The sequence below is a fragment of the Flavobacterium hibisci genome (assembly GCF_020026925.1).
GTDB classification, from domain to species: Bacteria; Bacteroidota; Bacteroidia; order Flavobacteriales; family Flavobacteriaceae; genus Flavobacterium; species Flavobacterium hibisci.
Window position 1 is genome coordinate 39,307 of record NZ_JAIQDW010000006.1, and the last position, 24,586, is coordinate 63,892.

The window sequence follows — 24,586 nt, forward strand, 5'->3', positions numbered from 1 at the left end:
AAAAGCACCACATATGAAAGCTACTTACCACAAATATATGCTCGAATTCAAACGTCCTTCGGGGACGTCGAGAGGCATTATGACCGAAAAAGAAACCTGGTTTATTGTACTCGAAGAAAACGGTAAAAAAGGAATAGGAGAGTGTGGTATTTTAAGAGGATTGAGTGCAGATGACCGCGGAGATTACGAAGAGAAATTAAACTGGGTTTGCCAGAATATTCATTTGGGTGAAAAAGCACTTTGGGAAAATTTACTGGAATTTCCATCCATTCAATTCGGAATAGAGATGGCTTTTTTGTCTCTTAAAAGTGAAAATCCGTATGTGCTATTTCCTTCAGATTTCACCAATAATTTGAAATCAATTGTCATAAATGGTCTGGTCTGGATGGGAGAAGAAGCCTTTATGAAAGAGCAAATTGAAGAAAAGATTGCTCAGGGATTTACCTGTATAAAACTCAAAATTGGAGCGATCGATTTTCAAAAAGAACTGGATTTATTACGCTTTATTCGTACTCATTTTACTGCTGAACAAATAGAAATAAGAGTTGATGCGAATGGTGCTTTTTCTTTAAATGAAGCTTTAGATAAATTAAATCAATTATCTGGTTTTGAATTACATAGTGTAGAGCAGCCTATTCAAAAAAACAACACTGACAGTATGGCAGAGTTGTGTAAAAACACTCCTTTTCCTATTGCTTTGGATGAAGAACTGATCGGAGTGTTTTCATTGGAAGAAAAAGAAGCACTTTTACAAAAAATCAAACCGCAATACATCATTTTAAAGCCAAGTTTTGTCGGTGGTTTTAGAGGAATCCGGGAATGGATTACCCTGGCTGAAAAATATAATATCGGGTGGTGGATTACTTCAGCATTGGAAAGCAATATTGGTTTAAATGCAATTGCGCAATGGACGTTTTTACAAAATTCTGGTATGCCTCAGGGATTAGGTACGGGAGCACTTTATACTAATAATATTGATTGCCCGTTGGAAGTTTTAAACGGACAATTGTGGTACAGCAAAACTAAAAACTGGCGTACTACATTTTTAGAAAAAGTGTAATAAAATTACTTTTTTGTCTCCTCAAAATCCGAATTAACGAATTCAGTTTTGCGCTAAATTAAGTAACTTGCATAAAATTTAATTGCAGAACTAATGGTTGAGATTGAAAGAAAGTTTCTTGTAAAATCTGACGAATACAAAGCACAGGCTTTCGCCCAAAATAAAATCGCACAGGGATATTTAAGCTCACTTCCTGAAAGAACAGTGCGCATTCGAATTAAAGGCCAAAAAGGATTTATCACGATAAAAGGTATTGGCCATCATGGCGGAATGACGCGTTTTGAGTGGGAAAATGAAATTCCGTTGGATGAAGCTCAGGAATTACTTAAATTATGTGAAAAAGGCAAGATTGAAAAAACACGTTTCGAAATACAATCAGGTAAACACGTTTTTGAAGTCGATGAATTTTATGGAGAGAATGAAGGTCTGGTGATGGCAGAAATTGAACTGGAATCTGAAACAGAATCTTTTGAAAAACCCGACTGGCTGGGAGATGAGGTTACCAATGATGAACGTTACTACAATGCTTATTTAAGCAAAAATCCTTTTAAAGACTGGGAAAAATAACAATTTATGTCACAATCATACGATTTAATTATTGTAGGCGGCGGTCCAATTGGTCTTGCCTGCGCGATCGAAGCTCAAAAGAAAAAACTGAATTATCTGATTATTGAGAAAGGAGCAATTGTCAACAGCATTTTCAATTATCCTTTGTATATGACGTTTTTTTCAACGGCTGAACGACTTGAAATAGGTAACATTCCATTCAATTGTCTGGCGCCAAAACCAGGACGTCAGGAAGCTTTGGAATATTATAGAAATATCCATCGTTATTTTAATTTTAATCTCAATTTATTTGAAAAAGTTACTAAAGTTCAGAAACTCGAACAGCAGCTTTTTAAAATCACAACTGATAAAAACTTTTACGAAGCTAAAAATGTAATTATAGCAACAGGTTTCTATGATATTCCGATTGAAATGAATGTAAAAGGTGAAGCGTTGCCTAAAGTTCGTCATTACTACAAAGAAGCTCACGAATATGCTTTTAGGGATGTTTTAGTTGTAGGAGCTAACAACTCCTCAGTTGATGCAGCTTTGGAATGCTGGCGTAAAGGCGCAAATGTAACGATGGTAATTCGTAAAAACGAGATCAATAGCCGTGTGAAATATTGGGTAAAACCGGATATTGAAAACAGAATAGCTGAAGGAAGCATAAAAGCCTATTTTGAGTCTAATATTACTGAAATCAAAGAGGGAGAAGTAGAAATAGAAACTCCAAACGGCAAGGTCACGATCAAAAATGATTTCGTCCTGGCCTTGACGGGTTATAAACCTGATTTATCTTTCCTTGAAAAAATGGGTATTGAGTTATCAGATGATGAATTAAAAATTCCAACTTACAATGCTGAAACGATGGAAACAAATGTTGAAGGATTGTTTTTAGCAGGTGTAGTCTGCGGAGGCATGCAGACGCACAAATGGTTTATTGAAAACTCTCGTATTCATGCTAATATGATTGTGGATTATATTACTCAAAGTAAATGTTAATTGGATAAGTTAAACAGTCTTTTAGTCGTCACTTCCGGTGATTTTAAATATTAATGCAATAGCTTTAATGTTTAAAATTGTATCGAGAAGTCTTATGGATACTAAGGTTCTCGATACTACGTTATAATTTTCTATCGCAAATTATAACTCAACTCGAACTGACGAATTCTAACTTAATGATATTCTGTTTGATGTCAATTTGAATATTATAAAAAAAACTATGAACTACAGGAAAGCATAGAACACCCAACTTTAGAACGTGCCCATTCCGGTCTTTTGGCAAACCATTTTTCATATTCAGGCTGTTCATCGTATGGTTTTTTTAACAATTCATACAATTCTGAAATTAGAGAATAATCCTCTTGATCAGCCGCATCAATTGCTAATTGTGCCATATAATTTCGCAAAACATATTTTGGATTAACGGAATTTTGGAGTTTGATTCGTTCTTCACCAGAAGTATTTTCCTGATTCAGACGTTCTAAATAATTAGTGAACCACAATAGCCAGTTGTCTTTAATCGTGTCTTTGATTTCTTCCGGTTTGTAAAAAGCATCTTTAATAACTTCTAAAGCTTTTTCTGCCGAATCACTTTTTTTAATTTTATTCAGGTTGCGATAGAAAATAGTCATATCGGTTTCTGATAATTGCAGATTTGATTCTAAATAGGCTATAAATTCAGCATCATTTTCTGATGGAGAAAACAATCCTAGTTTGGATAAAATCATTTTTGTGTAATCTGAATTGAAATCAGTAATGAATGATTCTAATATTTTCTCCAAAGGCTCCGCTTCATTGATTAACGGATAAAGCGAATTTGCCAGTTGGAACAAATTCCATTGTGCAACCTGAGGCTGGTTTCCAAAACGGTATCTTCGGTTTTGACTGTCGGTTGTATTTGGTGTCCAGTTTGGATCAAAATTTTCCAGCCAGCCATAAGGACCGTAATCAATTGTTATTCCGTTAATCGACATATTGTCGGTATTCATTACGCCATGAACAAAGCCTACACGCTGCCAGTGCAAGATCATTTCTCTGGTTTTGTCTGCTACAGTTTTGAAAAACTGTATATATTGCTCTTTTGGTTCACCTGTAATTTCAGGAAAATAATATTTGATGTTGTATTCAACAAATTGTTTCAGGTTTTTTAGTTCATTTCGGGCAGTCAGCATTTCAAAACTTCCAAAACGGATGAATGACGGAGCGACACGGCATACAATGGCTCCTTTTTCGTAAGCAGGATTTCCATTGTATAAAACGTCCCTTAAAACTTCGTCTCCGGATAGTATCAGCGAAAGAGATCGTGTAGTGGGAACGCCCAGATAATGCATTGCTTCAGCACATAAATATTCCCGGATTGAAGAGCGTAAAACCGCTAATCCATCTGCAGTTCGGGAATAAGGGGTTTTTCCTGCACCTTTTAGTTGTAAAATAAAATATTGATTATTATGTTCAACTTCGGTTAAATTAATCGCACGGCCATCACCTAATTGTCCTGCCCAATTGCCGAATTGATGTCCGGCATAACACATGGCATACGGACGAGTGCCTGGCAGAATTTCCTTTCCCGAAAAGACGTTTAAAAATTCTTCAGACTGAATTTCATCTGCTGAAATTCCAACTAATTCCGCCACTTCTTCTGAAGCATGGATTAATTTAGGTTCAGTTGGTGTTGTTGGTTTTACATAAGAGAAAAGCGTATTAAGAACCTGACGGGTTTCATTAGTTTCGTTAGGATCTGCAGGCAATTCGGTTGTAAAACGATTATGTGTTTTTAAGTTTTTCATTTTAAATTTTCAGTCTTTTAATTTATCAGCATACATTTTTTTCAATTTATATACTTTCGGATCAATCACCATTCGGCAATAACCGGCTTCCTGATTGTCATTGTAATAATTCTGATGTTCTTCTTCAGCCTCATAAAACACCTGAAAAGGTTTTAGTTGTGTTACAATCGGATCCGGAAAAACAGATTTGAGTTCGCTGAAAACCTGTTCAGCAATTGTTTTTTGTGTTTCATCGTGATACAAAATGATGGAGCGGTATTGTGTTCCGCTGTCTGCTCCCTGACGGTTTAGAGTTGTAGGATCGTGGCTTGTCATGAAAATGGTAATTAAGTCATGATATGAAATTATGTCAGGATTAAAAACAACCTGAATCACTTCTGCATGTCCGGTTCTTCCGGTGCAGACTTCTCTGTAAGCCGGATTTTTAATTTGTCCGTCAGAATATCCGGATTTCACGGTTTCGATTCCGTTTAAACGCTGAATTACAGCTTCTATACACCAAAAACAGCCACCCCCAAAGGTTGCTACGGATAAATTTTTCATATAATATTATTTTAGTTTACCGATTTCTCCTATTAGTTATGTAGGATATTGTGATAAATTGTTTGTAAAAGCACTATTTGACTAAAGATAATAAAAAGTAATTTTAAATTTTAAGTTTCTAATTGATAATTCTGCAATTTTATTTAAAAACAATATATTTGCCGTCAAACAGAAGTACATTCATGAATAGCAAAAATAATACCACGGGTTTAGAAGCTTATTTTAACGATTTTAGGCAGAATATTGTTGGAATTAATCAGGAGTTTGATTCTCCTTATGGTAGAAAGAAAATCATTTATACTGATTGGACTGCCAGCGGAAGACTCTATCGCCCAATCGAAGAAAAGCTTTTAAATGAGTTTGGTCCTTTTGTTGCCAATACCCATACCGAAACAACGGTTTCAGGAACGGCTATGACAAAGGCATATCATCATGCGCGTCACATTATCAAGCGTCATACAAACGCCAATACTGATGATGTTCTAATTACGGATGGTACCGGAATGACAGGTGTAATTAATAAGTTTCAGCGAATTTTAGGTTTAAAAGTTCCTGAGAATTTAAAAGCTTTTACCGCAATTCCAGAGGAGAAAAGACCGATTGTTTTTATCTCGCATATGGAGCATCATTCGAATCAGACTTCCTGGCTGGAAACGATTGCAGATGTTGAAATTATTCCGTGTTCTGAAACGGAGAAAGGACTTTTTAGTCTGGATAATTTAAAAGCATTATTAGAAAAATATAAAGACAGAACGATAAAAATTGCTTCAATAACAGCTTGTTCAAACGTAACAGGCTTGAAAACACCTTATCATGAAATAGCAAAAGTAATGCATCAGCATAACGGCGTTTGTTTTGTCGATTTTGCCTGTTCAGGACCTTATGTGCAAATTGATATGCATCCAGAAGATCCGGGAGCGTATCTGGATGGGATTTTCTTTTCGCCACATAAATTTTTAGGTGGTCCCGGAACTTCAGGAGTACTGATTTTTAATAAAAAGTTATACAATAATATGATTCCGGATTGTCCTGGCGGAGGAACCGTTAGCTGGACTAATCCGTGGGGAGAGCATAAATATATTGATAATATTGAAGACCGTGAAGATGGCGGAACACCGGGCTTTTTACAGGTTATTAAAACCGCTCTTGCCATTGAACTGAAGGAAGAAATGGGTATTGAAAATATTCTTAAACGGGAACATGAAATTGTTAAGTATGTTTTTAGTGAACTGAATCCTGTTTCGAATATCAAAATTTTGGCAGGGCATCATCAGGAAAGGTTAGGGGTAATTTCGTTTTTTATAGACGACTTGCATTTTAATCTGGGAGTAAAATTACTGAATGACAGATTCGGAATTCAGACTCGTGGCGGATGCAGCTGTGCGGGAACGTATGGACATTTTTTACTGCATGTTGATCAGGAAACTTCTAATAAACTGGTTGATGAAATTACGATTGGTGATTTAATTAAAAAACCGGGCTGGATCAGAATGTCAATTCATCCAACGACGACGAATGAGGAGATTGCTTTTGTCTGCCAAAGTATAAAAGAACTTGCTGAAAATCACGAAAGTTGGAAACTGGATTATGAGTATGATAAAAATACGAATGAGTTTGTGCATAAAAATGCTAATTCGTTTGAAGATGAATTGGTTGCGAGTTGGTTTGCTTCTTAAATTCTGAAAAATAAATTTTATATAAAACCTGGCAGCTTTCATAGCTCGTCGGGTTTTATTTCTCATGGAATAATAAATTTCTAACCTAGCCCCGATAGAGCGGTTATCCTTTTATGGCAGGGTTTGCCATAAAAGATAGTAGTGAAAGCGGGACTTTTGGCCCTGAAAAAGCTAAAAACGTCTGCTTCTAAGTAATTAATTGATAATCATGCCTATTTTTGTTGGCTATTACAAATAAATGTATTAATTTTGCAGTCCTTTTGGCAAAGAAGAGTTTCCATTAGGTATCAACTATTTATGTAAAACAACTTCTGTTTTTTCTACTGCTTTATGAAACTCGAGGAAAACAGAATACAAATTTTTTTATCAGCATGTCTGAACAATTAAAATCACAAGAAGAGTTTTTAGCAAATTTTAACTGGCATAACTTCCAAGAAGGAATCGACGCAGTAGATGAGAAAAACTTACAAGAGTTTGAAGAACTAGTATCAAAAACTTTCATCGCTACAGATCAGGAAGAAGTAGTTGAAGGTGTTGTTGTTAGAATTACAGATAGAGACGTTATCGTTGATATCAATGCTAAATCTGAAGGTGTTATTTCTTTAAACGAATTCCGTTACAACCCAAACTTAAAAGTAGGTGACAAAGTAGAAGTATTAATCGACATCCGTGAGGACAAAACAGGTCAGTTAGTATTATCTCACAGAAAAGCACGTACTATCAAATCTTGGGATAGAGTTATTGCAGCTAATGAAACTGGAGAAATCGTTAACGGTTTTGTTAAATGCAGAACTAAAGGAGGTATGATCGTTGACGTATTCGGTATCGAAGCGTTCTTACCAGGATCTCAAATTGACGTTAAGCCAATTAGAGACTACGATGTATATGTAAACAAAATGATGGAATTCAAAGTGGTAAAAATCAACCACGAATTCAAAAACGTTGTTGTATCTCATAAAGCTCTTATCGAGGCTGATATTGAAGTACAGAAAAAAGAGATCATCGGTCAATTACAAAAAGGACAAGTATTAGAAGGTGTTGTTAAAAACATCACTTCTTATGGTGTGTTCATTGACTTAGGTGGTGTTGACGGATTAATTCACATTACTGACCTTTCTTGGAGCAGAATCAACCACCCAAGTGAAGTTCTTGAATTAGACCAAAAATTAAACGTTGTAATCCTTGATTTCGATGATGAGAAAACAAGAATTCAATTAGGATTGAAACAATTAAACGCTCACCCATGGGATGCTTTAGATGCTAACTTAACTGTTGGTGACAAAGTTAAAGGTAAAGTAGTTGTAATCGCTGATTACGGTGCATTTATCGAAGTTGCTGAAGGTGTTGAAGGTTTAATCCACGTTTCTGAAATGTCATGGTCAACTCACTTACGTTCTGCTCAGGACTTCGTGAAAGTTGGAGATGTTGTTGAAGCAGTTATCTTAACTCTTGACAGAGAAGATCGTAAGATGTCATTAGGTATCAAACAATTAACTCAGGATCCATGGACTGACATTACTTCTAAATACCCGGTAGGTTCTAAACACACAGGTATCGTTAGAAACTTCACAAACTTTGGTATTTTCGTAGAATTAGAAGAAGGAATTGATGGATTAATCTACATTTCTGACCTTTCATGGACTAAGAAAATCAAACACCCATCTGAGTTTGTAAACGTTGGTGAAAAACTTGATGTTGTAGTATTAGAATTAGATGTTGAAGGACGTAAATTATCTTTAGGTCACAAACAAACTACTGCTAATCCTTGGGATCAATACGAAGATTCTTTCGCTGTAGGAACTATCCACAACGGTGAGATTTCTGAAATCGTTGACAAAGGAGCTACTGTAGAATTCGGAGATGATATCGTTGCTTTCATTCCAACTCGTCACCTTGAAAAAGAAGACGGAAAGAAATTGAAAAAAGGTGATTCAGCTGATTTCAAAGTAATCGAGTTCAACAAAGAATTCAAAAGAGTTGTTGCTTCTCACACTGCTATCTTCAGAGAAGAAGAAGAGAAAAATGTGAAAGCTGCTGCTGAAACTACTGCATCTGCATCTACTAACGCACCAGCTGCGACTTTAGGTGATAACAATGATGTATTAGCTGCTTTAAAAGCTAAAATGGAAAAAACTGAGAAAAAATAATTCTTACGTTTTTTATAAATAGAAAGTCCCGCAGAGATGTGGGACTTTTTTTTGTTTGAGGTTTAAGGTTTCAAGTTTCAAGCTTGTCAGTGGGAGCAAAGTCGATAACTCATAGTAGTTGAAATTTGATTTGTTTATTATGCTTTAGGAGCTATTTCCAGCTATCATTCCAAATCTTTTATGCCGAACGCCGGCACAAAAGGATTTTCCCTTCTATCTGGGCTAGGCATTCATTTTCAGAATAAAATTTTTAATTTGAAGCTAATAATTTTGTTTCTTCAGGAGTGAAATCATTTACAATTGCATAAGAATTAATCCCTGTAATGTTCATTTCGTCAAGTATATCAACCAGATTTCCGTAATTAGATTTTTTACTGGGTTTAATAATCACTATTACACCTTTTTCAGTACTATCTGTGTATTGGTGAATCTTTTTATTTATAGCGATTAGTTCCTTTCTTATTCCATTTTTACCGTAATCAATTTGTTTAGGATTTTGTACAGGAGAATGTATTAATCCCATATAACTAATCATTTTGTTATTATCGTCCAGTAATAAAGTCAAGACTCTAAGCTCGTCTACACGATAGCAACCGCCCGACCATTCATCAATGCAATCTGGTACTCCTAAATCCATCATTTTAGGTTTCCTTAATTCCCCTGCAACCATAAAAAATATAATCAGTAGAAAAGAAATACTGACCATTGCGGTTAAATCAACGCTTGTAGTTAGTTTTCTGCTTCGGACTTTTCTATTAATTTCCATAATTTGAGAATTTTAGTTAGCTGCTAATAGTTTTGATTCTTCAGGAGTGAAATCATCTACAATCGTATATGTATCAATTTTAGTAATTGACATTTCATCTAAAATGTCAACCAAATTCTTGAAATTGCATTTTTTGCTTGGTTTTATTATAACGATTAGGCTTTTGTCAGGACTTCCAGTATAATCCTGAACTTTCTTTTTTTTATTTAATAGTTCTTTTCGGATGCCATTAGCTCCATATTTAATTTGTTTAGGTTTATCGGTATATCCAAGTAATCCTGAATAAGTAATAATTTTATCATTTTTATCAAGTAGAATTGTTGTGACACGATAATCTATACCAACACCACAATGGATTACTCCATCCCATACCGGATCTTTATCAGGTAATCCTAAACTAATTCCCTTTGGCTTCGATAATTCAATCGTAACCATAAAAAATATAATCAGTAAAAATGAAATGCTTACCATTGCGGTTAAATCAACTCTGGTGTTTAATTTTTTGCTTCTCACTTTTTTAGGCAGATTTTCCATAATGAATGATTTTTTAATAAAGCTAATGATAAAATTGAAACAAAAAAGATTTATACTTAAAAATAATTTAATCTATTTCTTAATTTCCATTGTTGATAAACTCTGAAGGAGACATTCCAAAACTCTTTTGAAAATTTCTGCTGAAACTCGACTGCGAATTGTATCCCACTATTTCTGCAATTTCATAGACTTTGTATTTTCCGGAAAGCAATAATTCTGCTGCCTTTTTCAGTCGTGCATTGTTAATCAGTTCATTAGGACTCAGGTTAGATATGTCTTTTATTTTGCGATATAAAGTAGAACGGCTCATGTGGAGAATATCGGCTAATGATTCGACACTTAGATTTGTATCTGCCATATTCTGGTCAATAATTTCATCCAGTTTTTTAATAAAATCCTCGTCGGTTTTATTATGGGCAATTGTTTTTAAATGGGACAGGGGAGAACTTGCATAATATTCCATAACATGCCGCCTGTTGGATATTAAATTGTCAATTTGAGCCAATATAAAATCCATAGAAAATGGCTTGGAAATATATGCATCAGCGCCTGATTCTAAACCTTTGATTCTGGATTGTACTGCGCTCAAGGCTGTGAGTAAAATTACAGGAATATGACTTGTTTCAATATTAGATTTAATACGGCCGCATAACTCAATTCCGTCCATTACAGGCATTGTAATATCGCTGATAACGATATGTATTGTTTCATTGTGGATTACTTTTAATGCTTCTTCTCCATTGGCTGCTTTAAAAATTTTATATTCTTTGCTAAGCTCTTTGCTCATAAAATTAAGCAGTTCTAAATTGTCCTCTACAACCAGTATTTGGGTTTTGATATTTTTAGCTATAATCTCATTTTCAAATTCTTCATTGCTTTCTTTTCCTGTTTCAGGGGAATCTTTATAGAGATGAAATTCGCTCTCCTGACGCAGCGGTAACTGCAACACAAAAGTATTCATTGAAACGTCTGAAAATTGCAATTTTAATGTACCATTATGTAATTCAGTCAATGAATGGGCTAGTGATAATCCGATTCCTGTACCTGTCTGCATTTCAGATCCTAATATCCTGAAGAAAGGTTCGAAAATTTTGTTTTTAAGGGTTTTTGGAATCAAGTTTCCGTCATTTTTGATGATAAATTCCAAAGAATCTTCATCCCTGAATAATGTAATGAAAACTTTGCTTTTGGCATATTTGATCGCATTACTGATTAAATTGCTTAGGATTTTCCGAATTGCCTCTTCATCTACGAATGCATAAATATTTTTTTCTCCCAGTTCCAGTTCGAAATGGATGTTTTTTTCTTCAATTAAAGGAGTGAATTCAGACTGTAAATGTTTAACAAGCATTGATATATTCGTTTCAACAAAAGTCAATCCCAAGCCTTCCATTTCTGTTTTTCTAAAATCAAGCAATTCATTGACCAAATTCAATAAGCGGGAAGTATTCTTTTCCATTATTGATAAATTAGGCAGAATTTCAGGAGATTCATAGGTTTTTTTGAGCAAACTTTCTAAAGGACTTTTAATTAAGGTTAAAGGCGTTCTGATTTCGTGTGCAACATTGGTGAAAAATTCAATTTTTGCATGATAGATTTCCTTTTCTTTCTCGTTATTAAGAGTTGCTATTTTTTGGTTATTCTCCTTGATTGTTTTACGGTGATATCGATGCAAAAGCCAGTAAAAACAACCTGATAGTAGTAAAAAATAGAGAAAAAATGCATAACTGCTTGCCCAAAATGGTGGTAATATTGTAATGGCAACGACAGCTTCCTTACTCCATATTCCGCTTGCACTTAATGACTTTACCCTGAATTTATAATCACCCGACGGAAGTTCAGTAAAAAAAACTTTATTGTTTTTATTCAGGTAAACCCAATCATCACTTATCCCGTCCAGTTTATACCAATATTCTGTAAGCTCAGGAGCTGTGTAGCTTAATGAAGCAAAATCAATATTAAAATTAGACTGGTGATTTTTTAAAGTAATTTTTTTGATGTAAGAAACAGATTCGTCCAGCGGTGACTCTTCATCATTAACGCCAACATCCTGATTGTTAATCTGAAGACCTGTAATAAATATAGGCGGATTGTATTTGTAGGCACTGAAATTTTTAGGATTAAAGCTAATCATTCCGTTCAGGTTCCCAAAATACATATCTCCGTTAGAATCTTTAAAGGCAGAGCTGTAATTAAACTGGTCGCTCAGTAATCCGTTTGCTGTGGTGAAGATTTTCACAGCCTTCGTTTTATAATTAAATGTGACCAGTCCTTTTGAAGTTGTAATCCATAAATTTTCTTTTTCATCCTGAAGAATAGAATAAATTACATTGCTTGGAAACCCTTCCTTAGTGGTAAATTTTCTGAATTCTTTTTTTCGGATATCAAATAAATTCAGGCCATTTTCGGTTGCTATCCAAAGGTTGTTCTGCTTATCCTGAAAAATCGATGTGATAAAATCATTACTGATGCTTTTATCATTTTTTGAATCATACCTGTAAACTGCTTTTTCCTTAGTTTTAGCATTGTAATAAAATAGTCCGTCCCTGTAGGAGCCTGCCCATAAATTTCCGTCTTTGTCTTTAAACATACAGGTATAATGTGTGTTTTGGGAAAAATAATCGCAAATTTTGAAATTATCATTTTGATCATCATATATATAAATCCCCAGAGAAGTTACTACATATAATTTCTTTTCCGGAGTTTCATAAAACGTAATAATAAAATTACTTCTTAAATTACTGGAATTCTGGTCATAATGTTTGATGACTTGTCCGGTATTAGCATCTATTACATCCAATCCATGCTCAAAAGTTCCTATCCAGACTTTATTTCCTCTTGGTAAAACGGCATGTATGTTATAAAAGGAGAGTCCTGATTTTGTTCCATTGGGCTGAAAATTTACAAATTTCCTCGTCTGCAGGTTAAATTTATTAATCCCGGCATCTTCAGTACCAATCCAGAGATTTTCATGGTCGTCTTTGTGAATCTCACGAACGGCACTTCCCACAATTGCATTTTCACTCATACGCGGAAAGTATTTTTTAAACTGATCGTATTGTTTTTGATGGTAATTTACCCCTCCAAAATAAGTTCCAATCCAGACCCCGTTTTCCTTATCAATAGTAATGCAATACGCTGCATTATCTGAAATTGCATAAGGATCGCTCGGGCTTTTGCGTAAATTTCGTATGGTTTGATTTTTTAAATTATAAATGTAAGCACCGGATTCACTGGCGATCCATAAGTCATTTTTGTTCTTTTTAAATTGTCTGACAAAGATCGGTCTTGCGGAACCGTTAATAAAAGGAGATGTTTTTCCTGTTGATACATCATATTTATAAACACCGTGATCCCTTGTACCAATTAAAATTGAATTCGCATCTAATGCATAAATAACCGAAATTGAAAAATTGATGCCGGGAAGCTGTACATTAATTTTATCAAAACTTTGAGTAGCTTCAGAATAACGGTATAAATCATCATATGATGATGCCCATATTACTCCATTTTTATCACACGTAATAGAAGTGGCATAAAATGAATTTCTGTCAAACAGTTTGGTTTCTTTTGTATCAACATTATATTTTACAAGTGTTCCAATAGAAATAAACCACAAATTATTTTTCAGGTCATTATCAATATCATTAATACGATTGTTTATTGCCTCGTTCAGAAAAGTAAATTTTTCTAACTTTTTATCATAAGAATACAATCCTTTGTCAGTTCCGACCCAGATATAATTTTTGAATTCATGCAGCGATTGAATATAGTTTATTCCTAATGATGTTTTAGGGTTTGATCCGCTGCGGAATGTTTTAAAATGATATCCGTCAAAGCGGTTTAGACCATCCTTAGTGCCAAACCATAAAAAACCATCTTTGTCCTGAATGGAGGCTAGAACAGAATTATTAGACATGCCGTTTTCAACCTTATAATGTTTGAAATAATATTCCTGACTGAAAATTGTAGCTGACAAAAACAAAAGACAAATGACTGTCCCTATTTTGAAAAATCGTTGCATGTGAATGTTTTTATTAATTTTTTATAAAAATAGCTTCTCTTATTGTGTCATAAGCATGCATTCTGTTTTGTATGCAGGTTTACAAGGTTTTTTATAGATGATTTGAATGATTTAAACACAATTGTGAGACAAAATGGGGTTACAATTGTGTTGCCAATATCCTATTTTGGTCAAAAAATAAAATGACATTTTTTTAGTATTTAAATTGTGATATTGATAAATAAACACTGAAATATCTACTGATAAATAAAAATACACATCTTAACCTTGGCTGCAATATTACTTAATTTTTGGTAATACAAAATGAAAAAGTAATTTTTTAATCTCAATAATTGAAACAATAAAAAAAACATTCCAATACCTTTTTATAATGAAAAACAAAAATAATTTAATAGCGATTGCTTTATTTTCGGTACTAACAATTAGCTGTAATAAAAGCAAAAATGAAGTTAAAACCGAACAAAGCCCAACCGAAACTTCTGCTACCGAAAGAACAATCTGGACAAAAGAGAAAGCTAATACATGGTATGCAAAACAACCATGGCTTGTAGGAGCCAATTTTACACCAGGTAATGCCATTAACCAGTTAGAAATGTGGCAGGCTGATACATTTGATCCTAAAAAAATCGGTCAGGAATTAGGTTGGGCAGAAAGCATAGGAATGAATGTAATGCGTGTTTATCTTCATGACCTGTTGCATAAGGATGATGCTGAAGGATTTTATAAGAGAATGGACGAATATTTGACTATTGCAGACAAACATCATATCAAAACATTATTCGTTTTGTTCGATTCCTGCTGGGATCCATTTCCTGTGTCTGGAAAACAAAGAGCTCCAAAACCATTTTTACACAATTCTGGCTGGGTGCAGTCACCGGGACAAAAAGCACTTCTGGATGAAAAACAAGCTCCGCGTCTCGAAAAATATATAAAAGAAACGGTAGCGCACTTTAAAGATGATAATCGAATCTTAGGGTGGGATGTCTGGAATGAGCCGGATAACATGAACAGGCCCGCTTATGAAAAAGCAGAAGTTACCAATAAAGAAGAGCTGGTTTATAAACTTTTAGAAAAAGCCTTTAAATGGGCGAGATCCAGTAATCCTTCGCAACCTTTAACGTCAGGAGTCTGGGCTGGTGACTGGTCTGAAAAAGGCATGAAACCAATTTTTAAACTGCAACTGGAACAGTCTGATATCATTTCTTTTCATTGTTATGATAAACCGGCAGATTTTACAAATAGAATAAATGAATTAAAACGTTACGGCAGACCATTATTATGTACAGAATATATGGCAAGACCAAACGGCAGTACCTTTGAAGGATTTTTGCCAATTGCCAAAGAAAACAAAATTGCCATGATGAACTGGGGATTAGTGGACGGAAAAACGCAAACTAAATTTCCGTGGGACAGTTGGACAAAAACATATACTTCTGCGCCGCCTGTATGGTTTCATGAAGTATTTAATGCTGATGGAACGCCATACAAAAAATCTGAAACCGATTTTATACAAAAAATTACATCCGAAGTAAATTCTAAATAATAACGATATAAAAGTTGCCTTTTTTTAATAACTGTGGTTAGTTGTTTAATGTGATCGAAATTATCGGGATACTTTGTCGCGGTAATTTGATTTTTAATACAATGCATTTGAAAGAATAATCAAAAAGCCACCAATACTTACATGCCTCAAAACTGCTCATAAATAATTATCATAATGAAAATAAATAATTCAATAATCAAACAAATACTAATGCTGATGCTGTTTTGTTTAGTAAGCAAAACAGTTTCCGCACAGCAAACATTTACCAATCCTCTTTTAGATTACGGGGCAGATCCGTATAGTACCTATCATAATGGCTATTATTACTATACTCATACGATGCAAAATCATCTTGTTCTTTTAAAAACCAAAAGTTTAGCAGACCTGAAAAATGCGGAAAAGAAAGTCATTTGGACTGCACCGGCAAACACCGAGTATTCTGCTGAGATTTGGGCACCAGAATTTCACTTTATCAAAGGTAAATGGTATGCCTATTTTGCTGCAGATAATGGTTCTAACAATACGCACAGAATGTATGTTTTAGAAAACGATTCAAAAGACCCAATGCAGGGTGAGTGGGTTTTTAAAGGAAAGATTGCCGCTCAGACGGATAAATGGGCTATTGACGGCAATGTTTTTACATACAAAAAACAATTGTACATGATTTGGTCTGGTTGGGAAGGAGATGCTAATGGACAGCAAAATATTTATATCGCAAAAATGAAGACTCCAACTCAGATTGACGGCGACAGAGTTCGTATTTCCAGTCCGACAAATCCCTGGGAATTACACGGTGCACTGCATGATGATATAAATCCTCCGCAGGTAAATGTAAATGAAGGACCTCAATTCCTGACACATAAGAATAAAGCATTCATTGTTTTTTCGGCAAGCGGATGCTGGACCGATAATTACAGTTTAGGGCTGCTCGCTTTTACAGGAAAAGATAATTTACTGGATCCTTTGGCATGGGTAAAATCAGATAAACCTATTTTGGAACAATCCAGTAAAACAAAAGTATATGCTCCTGGACATAATTCATTCTTTAAATCACCAAATGGAAAAGAAGACTGGATTTTATACCATGCAAATTCGAACCCGGGTGAAGGATGTGGTGTGCAAAGATCGCCAAGAATGCAGCAGATCAAATGGGATGAAAATGGAAATCCTGTTATTGGTGATCCAATAGCAGAAGGAGTTTCTATAGCTATTCCTGCAATGAAATAATTAAAATATAAAACGATGAAAAAAAATCAATTAGTAAGTGTTCTTCTTTTAGGGTTGTTTTTTCAAATTTCCTGTCAGAAGAAACAAAGTGACAATTCCAACGACTCAAATAAATCGGTAATCCAAAATGTAAATTTGAAACCGACAGCTCTTGATTCTATTGATTTCAAAGGAAAAATCGACGGAAAAGAAGTAAATCTTTACTGGATAAAAAATAAAAATATCCATGCGGCTTTTACCAATTATGGAGGACGTTTGGTTAGTTTACTGGTTAAAAACAAGAACAATAAATTTATAGATGTTGTAGTTGGTTTTAAAAGTATCAAAGAGTATCAAAACTCAACTGAAAAATATTTTGGAGCTACAATAGGACGAGTTGGTAATCGAATCGCAAAGGGAAAATTCAGTTTAAACGGAAAAAATTATAGTGTTCCGGTTAACAATGGTGAAAATGCTTTGCACGGCGGGACAAAAGGATATGAGGATGTAGTTTGGAATGCAGAAAAAATTAACGATCAGACTTTGGTTTTTACTTATGTTTCGCCAGATATGGAAATGGGTTTTCCCGGAAATTTAAAAGTAAAAGTTACATATAGCGTAACCACTGATAATGAAATTAAGATGGAATATGAGGCAACAACCGACAAAACGACGATTGTGAATTTAACCAATCATGCTTTTTTTAATCTAAATGGAGAAGGAAGCGGAACCATTTTAAATCATATGGTACAATTTAATGCAAAAGAATATACTCCGGTTGATAAAGGCTTGATTCCAACAGGTAAAATTGAAACTGTTGCAGGTACACCATTCGACTTTGTTACTCCTCATACAATTGGAGAACGTATAAATGCGAAGAATGTTCAATTGGAAAACGGAGGCGGATACGATCATAATTTTGTATTAAATAATAAAAAGCAAAATGGAATGGCGCATGTAGGTTCCATAACTGGAGATGTATCAGGTATTGTAATGGATATTTATACGGAAGAACCAGGTTTTCAGTTTTATAGCGGTAATTTCATGCAAGGCAAAAATACATTCAAATCAGGCGCAAAAGATGATTACAGAACTGCTTTTGCTTTAGAAACACAGCATTTTCCTGATGCACCCAATCATCCGAATTTTCCATCCATAATATTAGAGCCTAACGCAGTTTACCATACTGTGTCTGTTTATAAATTTTCAGAAAAACCTTAATTTGTCTCTTATTTAATTTTTTTTAAATAGTTGATAATCTGATACTAAAAAAAATGTTGCAGTTATTTGTTATAAAAATATTTTGTAGAATGAAATTGTTTCTATTTATTTGCTAAAACGTTTTAGTATTATTGTTTTTTAATTTTATCATCATATAATAACATTTAAATTTCTAATATGAATTTTAAAACCATAATATTTTCCATTTTCATTATTTCGGCAGTTGTCAAAATTGATGCACAACAAGTTCCTTTGCAAAAAAAATCAGCAGTAGGAAATTGCATAGTAGAATTTGTACCCAAAGGATTTGATAAAAACAAAACTCCATCATTGATTCTTGCATCTGAGCCAAATTCTAAGGGGAAAGTACCAACCGACTGGTCTTTAATCCCTGAATTTTCATTGACAAATAATAAGGCAATTGCGGTTTTGAATTTGAAAGGTGACATTAGTTTATATGGTGGTGGAGAAGTTACAGGACCATTATTGCGTAACGGTCAGTCTATAAAATTATGGAATACAGATACAGGTGCTTACAGTGTCGAAGGTGGTAAAAGATTATACCAGACACATCCATGGGTAATGGGTGTACGTCCTGACGGATCTGCTTTCGGGATTATTTTTGACAGTACCTGGAAAGCAGAGCTAATTACAAATTCTAATCAGATTATTTATAATTCTGAGGGTGCTTTGTTCAGAATATATATTATCGACAGAAAATCGCCTCAGGAGGTTATGAAAGGGCTTTCTGAATTAACAGGAACAATCAAATTACCTCCGCGCTGGGCATTAGGATACCATCAATGCCGATTCTCTTATGACAGTGAAAAGCGTGTTATGGAAATAGCTGATAACTTCAGGGAAAAGAAAATTCCATGTGACGTAATCTGGATGGATATTGACTATATGCAGGGATACAGGGTTTTTACATTTGACAGTATCAGGTTCCAAAATCCGAAACGATTAAATGCTAATCTGCATGCAAAAGGCTTTAAGGCAATTTATATGATAGATCCCGGAGTAAAAGTAGATAAAGAGTATGCAGTTTATCAATCCGGTTCAAAAAATGACGTGTGGGTGCAGCAAACTAACGGAGAGGAATATCACGGTAAAGTGTGGCCTGGAGATTGTGCATTTCCGGATTTTACAAGTCCTAAAACCAGAAAGTGGTGGGGAGGACTTTATAAAGACTTTTTAAACACTGGTATTGACGGAGTCTGGAACGACATGAATGAACCTGCCGTAAATGATAATGATTTCCCTGAAGATAAACGTCTGGGGACAATGCCTTATGATACTCCGCACAAAGGTGGCGGAAATTTACCTCAGGGTTCTCATTTGCTGTATCACAATGCGTATGGGCGATTGATGGTGGAAGCTTCTTATGATGGGATTCTAAAAACAAATCCTGAAAAGCGGCCATTTCTTTTAACGAGATCAAACTTATTAGGAGGACAGCGTTATGCGGCTACATGGACAGGTGATAATTATGCTGGTGAGGAGCATATGAAATTATCTGTCCCGATGTCGCTTACACTCGGATTATCAGGACAGCCATTCAGTGGCCCGGATATAGGAGGTTTCCTTGGAAATACTGATGGCGATCTATGGGCAAACTGGCTTGGATTTGGAGCCTTCATGCCTTTTGCAAGAGGTCACGCCTGTGCAGGGACAAATGATAAAGAGCCCTGGGCGTACGGTGCTGAAATAGAAAAAACATCCCGTATTGCTTTAGAAAGACGCTATCGTTTGTTACCGTATCTATATACTCTTTTTTATGAATCTTCTAAAACCGGAATGCCGGTTATGGCGCCAGTATTTTTTGCTGATGTTAAAGATTCACGCTTAAGAGCAGAGGATCAGGCGTTTTTATTAGGAGAAAATCTTTTGGTGGTTCCGGCATTTGCAAAAAATCCGGTACTTCCATCAGGAATTTGGGAAGAATTAAATCTTATTGAAGGAGAAAAGACAGACAAATACCAGGCAAAATTGAGTATCAGAGGCGGAAGTATTATTCCTGCCGGGAAAGTGATCCAGAATGCCGGAGAAAATTCATTCGATCCGTTAAGTCTTTTTGTTTGTCTTGATAAAGAAGGTAAAGCAAAGGGGGAATTATATGTAGATTCAGGAGACGGATTTGGGTTTCAGAAAGGAGATTATGCCTTGCTAACTTTTACAGCTGAGAAACACAATGATACTGTTATTGTTAAAGCTGCTCATGTTGAAGGCAAGAGAAATACCAATGAGGATATAAAAGCCGTTAATGTAAGTTTGGTACTTGACACTAAAACATATAGTGGTTCTGGTACGCTTAAAGCAGGTATTACAATTAGTTTGAAATAAAATCATTAATGAATACGGAGCAAATTGAATAATAGTTTAAACATGAAAAAAAATGTGGTGAGATTCTGGATTATAAGTGCTATCTGTTTAGTCAGTAATACAGTTACAAGCCAAAAATCAGATAAAAAGTTATCCGATTATGTAAAGCCTAATATTGGAACGGCACACAGCCGTTGGTTTTTTTATACTCCTGCTGCAATGCCTTTTGGACTGGCGAAACTTGGTCCGTCAACTAATGCGCATTTGGGAAACAAGGACGGATGGGAAGCTACAGGTTATGATGACAGGGATACTTCTATTGAAGGTTTTGCATGTTTGCATGAATTTCAGATTGGTGGTATTGTCCTGGCACCTTCAGTTGGAAAATTACAGACAATACCGGGAACTCTTGAAAACCCTGATGAAGGTTACAGGTCCAGATTCGACAGAAAGGATGAATATGCAACAGCAGGATATTATTCAGTATTGCTTAAGGATTATAAAATTAAGGCAGAACTTACGGCTACAAAAAGAGTAGGTTTTCAGCGATATACTTTTCCAAAATCATCTCAGTCCAATATCATTTTTGATATTGGAAACAGGCAAGGTGAAAGCGGAGCTGTTAAGGAATCAAAAGTGGTCATCACTAAAGAGGGAAGGATAGAAGGTTATGTGATTACCATGCCTGAATATGTAAAAAAATACCAGAAAGGTGCTGATGTAGCCATGTATTTTTCGGCTATTTTAGATAAAAAGCCAAAGAGTTTTGGTGTATTTACTAAAGAAGAGATTCTAGGAGGTAACAAAGAAATTTCAGGTAAAGGAGCCGGAGTTTACCTGACTTTTAATACAAAAGAAAATGAAACAATCACCGTTAAAATTGGTTTATCATACACCTCTGTAGCTAATGCCAGACTTAATCTGGATGCAGAAGCAAAAAAGTTAAATTTTGATACAGCAAAAAAACAGAGCCTTGAAGTATGGAATGATTATTTAGGCAGAATAACCGTAGAAGGTAAAAACCAAAATGATAAAATTAAATTTTATACTGGACTTTATCACGCTTTGTTAGGTCGCGGCTTAGGAAGTGATGTAAACGGAGCGTATCCAATGAATAACGGACAAGTAGGGCAGATTCCACTTGACGCGAAAAGAAAACCTCAGCACAATTATTACAATACAGATGCTATTTGGGGAGGGTTTTGGAATTTAACCCAATTGTGGGCACTTGCTTATCCGGAGTATTATGCTGACTGGGTTCAGGGACAAATATTGGTTTATAAAGATGCAGGCTGGCTCGGAGATGGTATTGCAAACAGTAAATATGTATCGGGAGTAGGAACAAACTTTACGGGGCTTGCGATAGCATCAGCATATAATTCAGGTATTCGAAATTTTGATGTAGAAAAAGGTTACGAAGCTGCATTAAAAAACGAATTAGAATGGAGAGATAGGATAGAAGGTGCAGGAAAGATGGATGTAAAACAGTTTGTAGAACTGGGCTATTCGCCATATTTAGATAATATGGATTATAATACGAATACTGAAGGCTCAGGATTTTCAGCTTCACATACGCTAGAATATTCGTATAGCGCTTATGCTGTTGCCCAATTTGCTAAAGCATTAGGAAAAACAAAAGATTACGAAAAACTTATAAAATTAGCTGACGGATGGAAATTGCTTTATGATAAAGAAACGACTTTTATAAGACCTAAATATGCAAATGGGGAATTTATAAAAGATTTTGATCCATCGCAGCCGTGGAGGGGTTTTCAGGAAGGAAATGCCTGGCAATATACGTTTTATGTCCCTCATAATGTTCCTGAATTAGTGGCGACTTTAGGAAAAGATACTTTCAATAATCGTCTGGATGATATCTTTATAAAATCTCAAAAAAATGTATTTGGAGGAGGAACTAAAATAGATGCATTTGCGGGACTATCAGGTTTTTATAATCATGGAAATCAGCCAAATCTTCATATATCTTGGCTTTTTAATTTTTCTGGAAAACCTTATTTAACTCAAAAATGGGTACACGCTATCTGTGATGAATTTTATGGAACCGAAGGAATTCATGGCTATGGCTACGGTCAGGATGAAGATCAGGGACAATTAGGTGCCTGGTATGTAATGTCTTCTATCGGATTATTTGATGTTAAAGGCCTTACTGATATCAATCCGTCATTTGAAATCGGAAGCCCGTTATTTGATAAAATCACTATTAAAAAAATGGGAAAAGAACGTAATAAAACTTTTGTTATTGATGTAGAAAATAATTCAAAAACGAATATTTATTTGCAGGAAGTGAAACTGAATAAAAAGAATCTAAATAAGCTTTCAATTGATCTTGATGTCATTAAGCTGGGAGGTGTTTTAAAAATGAGAGTAGGCGCAAAACCAGGAAATATGCCTTAATTGGTTTTGTAATTTTTTTTTCATAGTTATTTAAACTAAATACAGATATTATGAAACAAGTTTTATTTTTTCTTTTGATTATTTCCTATTCAAAAATAGCTGCACAAGCAAATCCTTCTGTATCCCCTAATAACAATCCCATATTCAAAGGCTGGTATGCAGATCCTGAAGGAATTATTTTTGATAAAACCTACTGGGTTTATCCTACTTTTTCTGCCCGTTATGAAGATCAGGTTTTTATGGATGCTTTTTCTTCAAAAGATTTGGTGCATTGGACAAAACATCCCAGGATAATAGATACCGCAGCAGTCAAATGGGCTAAAAAAGCAATTTGGGCGCCTTCGGTCATTAAAAATAAAAATAAATACTTCCTGTTTTTTGGAGCAAATGATATTCAGAGCGATAATGAACGGGGCGGAATTGGTGTTGCAGTAGCTACAAAACCTCAGGGGCCCTATAAAGATTATTTAGGAAAACCATTAGTTGATAAATTTTATAATGGAGCACAGCCCATTGATCAGTTTGTGTTTAAGGATAAAGATGGTCAGTATTATTTAATTTATGGCGGATGGAGACATTGTAATATTGCAAAATTGAAACCTGACTTTACCGGATTTGTACCTTTTCAAGATAAAACAGTTTTTAAAGAGATTACACCAGAAAACTATGTTGAAGGTCCGTTTATGTTTATCAGAAACAATAAATATTACTTCATGTGGTCTGAGGGAGGCTGGACCGGCCCTGATTATTGTGTTGCATACGCTATCGCAGATTCTCCACTGGGACCTTTTAAAAGAATTGGAAAAATAGTAGAACAGGATTCTAAAATTGCCAACGGAGCAGGACATCATTCAGTTATAAAACATCCTGATTCAGATGTTTATTATATTGTTTACCACAGAAGACCTTTAACAGAAACGAATGGAAATTCAAGGGAAACTTGTGTTGAAGAAATGCATTTTGATGAAAATGGTTTTATAAAACCTGTTGTAATCACAAATGAAGGTGTAAAAGCCCATTTGATTAAGTAATAAATAATATAGCCGTAGAACGTAATGTTACGTTATGGTGTAAAAAAATCAGGTTTTCTATTTTACTTTTCAGTTAGGTATTTCTGTTAGACGAATAAAACACTTTATTACTACGATTTCTTGCAGGGTATTTACTTTTGAAATTCACAATCCATTCAATGGTGGATTAAAATCACGATTTTTTGTCTCGTTTCAAAGTATTAACTTCTAACTTTCTTAAATTCAGTTATCTGTCAAATTTCAAAAATGTCTTTTCTGCTTTACATCGTTTGTTACAAATATTCTTAAAATATAATTGTCAAAGCTCGAAAGTATTTACTTTTCTACAAGGCTATTTAAAAAACTATTTTCAATGTTTTATGATAAAACCCTTGTATTTGCAAGAGGGGTCATGGCAGCATTTTTATCCAGACGATTTTCGATCATAATAAACATTAAATTCTATTTTGAATAAAAATTAAGCCTAAAAATAAAATAGAAAACCACGATTCTATCCTTGAAAATACTTCACTTTTATTGTAATTGTCAAAATAGATTTTCCGGTTGTAGCATATTACCTATTTATTTTAATCATAATGTATTTTTTCAGTGTTTTCGGGGCTCTGTGAACCATTTGAACATAATTTTGAAACAAAATGGGATTAAAATTACATGACCAATACCCTAATTTGGTCAAAAATTAAAATGATGTTTTTTGGACTATAAATTATTTTATTGATAAAAAAATGATATTAAAATTTAACATGCTTTAAAAAAGAATATA

General features: G+C 34.6%; 16 protein-coding genes. 11 read left to right on the plus strand and 5 right to left on the minus strand.

Going from position 1 to position 24,586, the window contains the following annotated elements; translation table 11 throughout:
• The first annotated feature begins 13 nt into the window (after positions 1–13).
• From K8B81_RS08100 to K8B81_RS08110, 3 genes are all read left to right on the plus strand, one after another.
• Positions 14–1,060 carry an o-succinylbenzoate synthase gene (locus tag K8B81_RS08100; RefSeq protein ID WP_223680695.1) on the plus strand — a complete coding sequence of 349 codons (1,047 nt, stop codon included), beginning with the start codon at positions 14–16 and terminating at the stop codon, positions 1,058–1,060.
• Between the two features lie 93 nt (positions 1,061–1,153).
• Positions 1,154–1,627, plus strand: coding sequence for a CYTH domain-containing protein (locus tag K8B81_RS08105; RefSeq protein ID WP_025572442.1), 474 nt, complete (start codon positions 1,154–1,156; stop codon positions 1,625–1,627).
• Between the two features lie 6 nt (positions 1,628–1,633).
• A complete protein-coding gene (locus K8B81_RS08110) occupies positions 1,634–2,608 on the plus strand; it encodes a YpdA family putative bacillithiol disulfide reductase (protein ID WP_223680697.1) in 975 nt (324 codons plus the stop codon).
• A 218-nt stretch (positions 2,609–2,826) separates the two neighbouring features.
• On the opposite strand, the gene K8B81_RS08115 is transcribed toward K8B81_RS08110, so the two are convergent.
• Positions 2,827–4,395: a protein adenylyltransferase SelO gene (locus K8B81_RS08115; RefSeq protein WP_223680699.1), complete on the minus strand. Its 1,569-nt coding sequence runs from the start codon at positions 4,393–4,395 to the stop codon at positions 2,827–2,829.
• Positions 4,396–4,404: 9 nt separating this feature from the next.
• On the minus strand, positions 4,405–4,938 hold the full coding sequence (gene msrA / locus K8B81_RS08120) for a peptide-methionine (S)-S-oxide reductase MsrA (protein ID WP_223680701.1): 534 nt from the start codon (positions 4,936–4,938) through the stop codon (positions 4,405–4,407).
• A 182-nt stretch (positions 4,939–5,120) separates the two neighbouring features.
• Here msrA and K8B81_RS08125 point away from each other — a divergent pair, with 182 nt between their 5' ends.
• Positions 5,121–6,614: an aminotransferase class V-fold PLP-dependent enzyme gene (locus tag K8B81_RS08125; RefSeq protein ID WP_223680703.1), complete on the plus strand. Its 1,494-nt coding sequence runs from the start codon at positions 5,121–5,123 to the stop codon at positions 6,612–6,614.
• Between the two features lie 371 nt (positions 6,615–6,985).
• Entirely contained in the window at positions 6,986–8,761 is a 1,776-nt protein-coding gene (gene rpsA / locus K8B81_RS08130) for a 30S ribosomal protein S1 (RefSeq protein ID WP_223680705.1), read from the plus strand.
• A 250-nt stretch (positions 8,762–9,011) separates the two neighbouring features.
• Here the strand turns inward: rpsA and K8B81_RS08135 are convergent, their stop codons facing one another.
• From K8B81_RS08135 to K8B81_RS08145, 3 genes are all read right to left on the minus strand, one after another.
• Positions 9,012–9,530, minus strand: a complete 519-nt coding sequence (locus tag K8B81_RS08135) for an ExbD/TolR family protein (RefSeq protein ID WP_223680959.1) — start codon at positions 9,528–9,530, stop codon at positions 9,012–9,014.
• A 9-nt stretch (positions 9,531–9,539) separates the two neighbouring features.
• Complete coding sequence (locus K8B81_RS08140; protein ID WP_223680707.1) at positions 9,540–10,061, minus strand: ExbD/TolR family protein; 522 nt, start codon at positions 10,059–10,061, stop codon at positions 9,540–9,542.
• A 79-nt stretch (positions 10,062–10,140) separates the two neighbouring features.
• Positions 10,141–14,085 (minus strand): hybrid sensor histidine kinase/response regulator transcription factor, encoded by a 3,945-nt coding sequence (locus tag K8B81_RS08145; RefSeq protein ID WP_223680709.1) that lies wholly within the window; start codon positions 14,083–14,085, stop codon positions 10,141–10,143.
• 370 nt (positions 14,086–14,455) lie between these two features.
• Between K8B81_RS08145 and K8B81_RS08150 the strand changes: the two genes are divergently transcribed.
• The 6 genes from K8B81_RS08150 (at position 14,456) to K8B81_RS08175 (ending at position 23,823) form a co-directional block, all read left to right on the plus strand.
• Positions 14,456–15,628: a cellulase family glycosylhydrolase gene (locus K8B81_RS08150; protein ID WP_223680711.1), complete on the plus strand. Its 1,173-nt coding sequence runs from the start codon at positions 14,456–14,458 to the stop codon at positions 15,626–15,628.
• A gap of 174 nt (positions 15,629–15,802) precedes the next feature.
• Positions 15,803–16,855, plus strand: coding sequence for a glycoside hydrolase family 43 protein (locus K8B81_RS08155; RefSeq protein WP_223680713.1), 1,053 nt, complete (start codon positions 15,803–15,805; stop codon positions 16,853–16,855).
• 15 nt (positions 16,856–16,870) lie between these two features.
• Positions 16,871–18,055: an aldose epimerase family protein gene (locus K8B81_RS08160; protein WP_223680715.1), complete on the plus strand. Its 1,185-nt coding sequence runs from the start codon at positions 16,871–16,873 to the stop codon at positions 18,053–18,055.
• A 177-nt stretch (positions 18,056–18,232) separates the two neighbouring features.
• The gene (locus K8B81_RS08165; protein ID WP_223680717.1) at positions 18,233–20,398 is read left to right on the plus strand and encodes a TIM-barrel domain-containing protein; all 2,166 of its coding nucleotides are present in this window, start codon (positions 18,233–18,235) and stop codon (positions 20,396–20,398) included.
• Positions 20,399–20,440: 42 nt separating this feature from the next.
• Entirely contained in the window at positions 20,441–22,792 is a 2,352-nt protein-coding gene (locus tag K8B81_RS08170; protein WP_223680719.1) for a GH92 family glycosyl hydrolase, read from the plus strand.
• Between the two features lie 50 nt (positions 22,793–22,842).
• Positions 22,843–23,823, plus strand: a complete 981-nt coding sequence (locus K8B81_RS08175) for a glycoside hydrolase family 43 protein (protein ID WP_223680721.1) — start codon at positions 22,843–22,845, stop codon at positions 23,821–23,823.
• Positions 23,824–24,586: the final 763 nt, after the last annotated feature.